Source organism: Rhodopirellula europaea 6C, assembly GCF_000338295.1.
Classification (GTDB): domain Bacteria; phylum Planctomycetota; class Planctomycetia; order Pirellulales; family Pirellulaceae; genus Rhodopirellula; species Rhodopirellula europaea.
Genome location: NZ_ANMO01000207.1, coordinates 1 through 1805, shown reverse-complemented (window position 1 = coordinate 1805; position 1805 = coordinate 1). Strand labels below are relative to the sequence as shown.

The window sequence follows — 1805 nt, the reverse complement described above, 5'->3', positions numbered from 1 at the left end:
TACTTCAAGTCCGGAATCGCGTTGCGACGCTCGTGATCGACGTCGAGACGCACGATCGCCGAGTCGACTTTGGGACGCGGCCAAAACACAGTGGGTGGAAGGATGCGAACGATCTCGGCCCGGCATGTGGCTTGAATCCAAATGCTCAGTGCGCCGTAGTCCTTCGACCCGGGGCCAGCGACCATGCGCTCGCCGAGTTCTTTTTGGATCGTGACCACGATGCGGTCTGGCGGCGGGTCTTGGTGCAGCAGGTTGCTGACGATTGGAGTCGCGACGTTGTAGGGTAAGTTCGCGACCAACATGAATTTGCTGTCGTCGGGCAAGCGTGACTTGGCATCGCGAATCGATTCCATGATGTCATCACGGAACGTGCTTTTGTTCTTCAGTGCGTCGCCTTGGATCATCTTCACGTGCGGGAACGGAGCCAGTTCCTCCGACGCGAGTTGAAACAGGTTTTGGTCGATTTCAACCGTCAAGATCGCGCCGGCTTGAGCCGCCATGATGGATGTTAGCGAGCCGACTCCGGTTCCGATTTCCAGCACGATGTCGTGCGGCCCGATATCGGCTGAACGAGCAATCAGTTCGACCAGGTTCAAGTCGATCAAAAAGTTTTGACCGTACTTGGACACCGGGCGCAGTCCGGCGGCCGTCAAGCGTTTGGACAGGTACGTCGCGGTTTGCCGTGAGCCGCGAGAAGCGTTGTTCGAACGCGCTGGAGGTTGAGGCGGTGCGACGGGAGGAGTGGGATCGATTTCGTCACTCATGATTGCGGGCTCCAGGGTGTGTTGATGGGGGACGCAGGGTTGCTTGCGTCGGCTTGGTCGTTGGCATTGCCGAACTGCAATGTTCGTTGCACATACTTGGCCAACAAGTCGGTTTCTAAATTGATGCGGTCTCCGACTTGGCGGCCTCCCAGTGTGGTGGCGTCCAACGTGTGTGGGATCAGTGCGACCGTGAAGTAGTCTGCTCCGACATCGACGACCGTCAGGCTGATGCCGTCAACCGCGATGCTGCCCTTGGCAACGATCTGTTGTGCGAAGGGGGCGGGAACCGAGAATTTCAAATTCGCCCATGGTGGGTCGTCGACTCGTTCGATCAATTGACCGACGCAGTCGACATGTCCGGTGACGTAGTGGCCGCCCATTCGGTCGCCGACCGCTAGCGACCGTTCCAGGTTGACGGTGGATCCGGCCGTCAATTCGCCGAGATTGGTTCGGCTGAGCGTTTCTTCGCCCGCCTCAAAGGACAACTCGTCGCCGTCGATTTCGACAACGGTCAGACAGCATCCGTTGATCGCGATGCTGTCGCCCAGCTTCACGTCGCGAGCTGGATCTGTGTCCCGGAAGGAGGGGGCGGCGATCACCAGACGTCTGCCGGGCGGTTGTTCCACGACGGCAGAAAGTTGGCCAACGGATTCGACAAGACCGGTGAACATAACAGCGAAATGGGAAGATGGAGGCAGATGGCGGGAAAGACGGCTCAAAACCGAGGGAAAACGCAGGGAATCGGTGCCGGGTGGTCAGTTTCCGGGGCATTGGACAGAATACCGCCCGATCGGACAACGTCCGCCTTTTCCAAATCAAATTTTGCGGCCCTCCATTGAGCCGAATTTCGTTCCCCCTCAATCTCATAGTGAACCCATGACACTGATCGAATCGATTCACGCTCGGCAAATCTTGGACAGCCGCGGCAACCCAACCGTCGAGTGCGAAGTCACGTTGATGGACGGAGCCGCCGGTCGCGCCGCCGTGCCCAGCGGAGCCAGCACCGGAATGCACGAAGCCTGGGAACTGCGAGACGGTGAC

Annotated in this window: 2 protein-coding genes and 1 pseudogene; 1 reads left to right on the top strand and 2 read right to left on the bottom strand. The window is 58.8% G+C overall.

The window, feature by feature from the left end; all coding sequences use genetic code 11:
- Positions 1-764: 16S rRNA (adenine(1518)-N(6)/adenine(1519)-N(6))-dimethyltransferase RsmA (gene rsmA / locus RE6C_RS20935; protein ID WP_008659816.1), on the bottom strand; the 764-nt coding region annotated here is incomplete at its 3' end.
- Complete coding sequence (locus tag RE6C_RS20930) at positions 761-1435, bottom strand: riboflavin synthase (RefSeq protein ID WP_008659815.1); 675 nt, start codon at positions 1433-1435, stop codon at positions 761-763. The genes rsmA and RE6C_RS20930, both read right to left, overlap by 4 nt.
- Positions 1436-1640: 205 nt before the next feature.
- Between RE6C_RS20930 and eno the strand changes: the two are divergent.
- Positions 1641-1805 (top strand): annotated as a pseudogene (gene eno / locus RE6C_RS30780) (phosphopyruvate hydratase); the annotation flags it as partial.